Source organism: Chthonomonas sp. (assembly GCF_035294165.1).
Lineage (GTDB): Bacteria > Armatimonadota > Chthonomonadetes > Chthonomonadales > Chthonomonadaceae > Chthonomonas.
In genome coordinates, this window is record NZ_DATGLN010000246.1 from 1 (window position 1) to 3,198 (window position 3,198).

Genomic DNA, 3,198 nt, shown 5'->3' on the forward strand with positions numbered 1-3,198 from the left:
TCTCCTGCCGGATTGCGTAGGCCCAGAGGTAGAAGCGCACGTAAGCGCCATGCAACCTGGAGATGTGGTACTGCTAGAAAATGTCCGCTTCCATCCAGAAGAAGAGGCCAACGACCCCGAATTCGCCAAGCAACTGGCGAGTCTGGCCGATCTCTACGTCAACGATGCCTTTGGCACCGCTCACCGCGCTCACGCCTCTACGGCAGGGGTAGCGCAGTACCTGCCGGCAGTGGCCGGTTTTCTTATGGAAAAAGAGCTGGACTATCTCGGCAACGCTCTGACGCATCCCAAGCGCCCCTTCGTAGCCATTTTGGGCGGGGCGAAGGTGAAGGATAAGATCGGGGTTATTCGCTCCCTACTCGACAAGGTGGATACGCTGATCATCGGGGGAGGAATGGCCTACACCTTCCTCAAGGCCAAGGGGCTGGAGGTCGGTCGCTCCCTTCTTGACGAACAGAACCTGACCTTCTGCCAAGAGGTGTTGGAGAAAGCCGGCTCGAAACTGCTTCTGCCGGTGGATGTGGTTGTAACCAACGCCAACCCCTTTGAAGTTGGAGAGGAGGCCTGCCAAACGCAGGTCGTGGATGTGGAGCACATCCCTGCCGATTGGGAGGGGGCCGACATAGGTCCGAAGACCATTGAGACCTTCTCGAAAGCGGTACAGGGCGCCGGCACCGTATTTTGGAACGGCCCGATGGGCATTTTTGAGTTCGCGAAGTTTGCCGAAGGCACGCGCGCCGTGGCCAAAGCGCTCGCCGATTCCGGCGCCATCACCATCATCGGAGGAGGCGATTCGGCAGCAGCCGTACAGCAACTCGGCTTCGCCGACAAGATGACCCACATCTCCACCGGCGGAGGCGCGTCTCTGGAATTCCTTGAAGGCCGCCCACTCCCCGGCGTGGTGGTTCTGCAGGATAAATAACCGGAGGTTCACCCCAATCCCCCACCCCTCTCCCCATTGGGGAGAGGGGCACCTCGCGGTGGGCGTCCTCGTGGACGGCGCCTTTGCGGCCTGTTTTTATTCTCTCCGGCGTCTCCTCCTCTGGCTGCTGCATCGCTGTCTGCTTCTACAGCCCCCACCCCCCCGCCCCTCAAGGCCGACGCCCTCCCCCAATTTGGGAGAGGGGCACCTCGCGGTGAGCATCTCAGCGGCCTGTTTCATACTTTTTACCCGTCCATCTCTCTGGCCGCTGCATCGCCGTGCGCTAGCACCTCCCGAATCGGGGGAAAGGCCGGGATAGGGGGCGAGCGAGATAAGCTCATTCTGCTAACTTGCTCTAGAGGCAATTACATAATGAGTGGATAACCTCAAGGCCGACGCCCTCCCCCTCATCTGCCAAGACCGCTGCGTTGCCGTCTGCTATGACGAAAGGACAGGTTAGAGGCGAGCAAAGGGAGGCTTGTTCTGCAGATTGGCTCTAGAACCGATTCGCAAATCAGCCCACGCCGCTTTCTAGGTGGTTACCAAGACATAAAAAATCCCTCCTCTCCGGCCGGAAAGGAGGGAAAGCTTATTGGAGGGCCTCACCCCTTAAGAGTGGAAGAGGCTTCAAGAGGATTCTACAAAGTTATCGTGAAATTTTCGTGAAATCGCGAATAGGCATATCGTGCTAAACGATATCGCCATCCCGCGCTTCAATCACCAAGGTTACCGGCCCGTCGTTCACCAACTCCACCTCCATATGGGCGCCGAACTCTCCCCATGCAACGGGGATGTCTTGTGCGGCCAAAGCCTCTCCAAAAAGCCGATACAGCGCCTCGGCCTGTGCAGGCGAGGCCGCCTCAGAAAAGCTCGGGCGTCGTCCTTTCCGACAGTCCCCATAGAGGGTAAAGTTGGAAACAACCAGCACACTGCCCCCCACATCGGCTAGAGCGAGGTTCATCTTGCCGTCCGCATCCTCCATAACGCGTAACCCGGCGATCTTCTCCGCCAACACACGCGCCTCGCGCTCGGTATCCGCCCCATGTACGCCCAAAAGCACGAGGAACCCACGCTCTATGCGAGCCACCTCCCGTGCCCTCTGAAACCCATCCACAACGCGCACACAGGCCTGCGATACCCTCTGAACAATAGCCCGCATGGTGCCTTACAGAGACAGGTTGCTGCTATGGCCTGGAAACAGCTTCGCGGTGGGGTCAATCTGCGTCTTGGCATGACAGACGGCCGTGCATATCTCTCCTACACCGGTGGCGATCAGCTTGATCTTGCCCTCGTAGGTGGATATATCTCCTGCGGCGTACACCCCGCGCATGATGTTGCCGTTCCTGTCCTCGGCCTGCATCAGCCGGTTCACAGGGATGCTGTTGCCTTCGAGACGCACGCCCCACTCCTTAATGGGGCCTAGATCGGCGGAGAAACCGATGTTAAGGAGAATGGCATCCACCTCCAGAACCTTTTCTTCCTTGGTGCGGTTGTCGAAGATGACGGCGCGCTCCACGCAGCCGCTCCCCTCCACACGCCCCAGTTCATGCCAGAGATAGGTTTTTACCCGAGAGCGGTTCATCAGCCAGTCGAGGCTCTCTTCATGGCAGCGAAACTTATCGCGGCGGTGAATCAGCGTGATGCTTTCGGCGATAGGCTCTAAGTTCATCGCCCAGTCAAGCGCCGAATCCCCTCCACCTACAATGAGAATGCGCTTGCCGGCAAACTGAGCTTTGTTGCGCACGAAGTAGAACACACCACGCCCTTCAAACTCGGCCACGCCGGGCGCATCGAGCTTTTTAGGGGAGAAGGCACCGGCGCCTGTGGCGATGACGAGCGTGCGGGTGTAGTGGACGGCTTTCTGCGTGGTGACCACGATGGTGCCGTCGGGCGCATGCTCCATCTTCAGCGCCATCTCGGAGAGGCAGACGGTGGGGTTGAAGCGTAGCCCCTGCTCTATCATGTCGAGCGCCAAATCACGCGCCAGCACCTTAGGAAAGCCCGGCATATCGTAAACGTACTTTTCGGGGTAAAGCGCCATAAGCTGCCCCCCCAACTCCGGGAGGCTGTCAATGATCTTGGTGCGCATCTGGCGCATACCCGCATAAAAAGCCCCAAACAGCCCCACGGGGCCCCCACCGATGATGGTTACATCGTAAAGGTCTCTCTCTACCGCGTCCTCTTGCGGTGCGATTTTAGGCTCACTCACTGCGGTCAATTTCTACAATTTCTCCTTTAGGTATCCCTCGCACGAAGTCGGTTGCTTCTAATTGCAT

At 58.5% G+C, this 3,198-nt stretch carries 3 protein-coding genes; 1 reads left to right on the forward strand and 2 read right to left on the reverse strand.

The window, feature by feature from the left end; all coding sequences use genetic code 11:
- Positions 1-922, forward strand: a 922-nt coding sequence (locus tag VKV29_RS13740) for a phosphoglycerate kinase (RefSeq protein ID WP_324201886.1), incomplete at its 5' end; no start/stop codon positions are given.
- Positions 923-1,610: 688 nt separating this feature from the next.
- On the opposite strand, the gene dtd is transcribed toward VKV29_RS13740, so the two are convergent.
- Together dtd and VKV29_RS13750 are read right to left on the reverse strand one after the other, a co-directional pair.
- The gene (gene dtd, locus VKV29_RS13745) at positions 1,611-2,081 is read right to left on the reverse strand and encodes a D-aminoacyl-tRNA deacylase (RefSeq protein WP_324201887.1); all 471 of its coding nucleotides are present in this window, start codon (positions 2,079-2,081) and stop codon (positions 1,611-1,613) included.
- A gap of 6 nt (positions 2,082-2,087) precedes the next feature.
- Entirely contained in the window at positions 2,088-3,140 is a 1,053-nt protein-coding gene (locus VKV29_RS13750) for an NAD(P)/FAD-dependent oxidoreductase (RefSeq protein ID WP_343217379.1), read from the reverse strand.
- Positions 3,141-3,198: the final 58 nt, after the last annotated feature.

Bases quoted from the DNA above. Each gene is read 5' to 3' on its own strand.
- dtd (WP_324201887.1), bottom strand. From the start codon at position 2,081: ATGCGGGCTATTGTTCAGAGGGTATCGCAGGCCTGTGTGCGCGTTGTG.